The 282-nt window shown below is 67.7% G+C and carries 1 protein-coding gene; it reads left to right on the top strand.

The features are described 5' to 3' along the window. Positions 1-282, top strand: a 282-nt coding sequence (locus ACPYOG_RS19420) for a hypothetical protein (RefSeq protein ID WP_481295768.1), incomplete at both ends; no start/stop codon positions are given.

Below are 282 nucleotides of genomic sequence, written 5' to 3'. Positions count from 1 at the left end.
TCACCACTCCCGCCGGCACCAGTTGCACCTCGCCGGCGTCGACGGACAACAAGCCCGGTCAGCTGCTGGTGAATTCGGCGCTGAGCATCGCCGGGCACACCGCCCTGCCGATGCTGTCGTCGGCGACCACGACGATCGGCGACTGCTACGCCCTCGATCTGAAGAAGTACGTACTGGCCAAGGGTGGTGACCCCGTTCCGGCCGACCCGGCCAGCAACCCTTCATGGTTGGACGCGAACACGGTCGCCGGGTACGCCCAGTACGCCACGGGCGACACCGTCC

The sequence above is a fragment of the Leifsonia sp. HAY1-4F genome (assembly GCF_056755275.1).
This window is presented reverse-complemented; position numbering and strand designations above follow the sequence as displayed.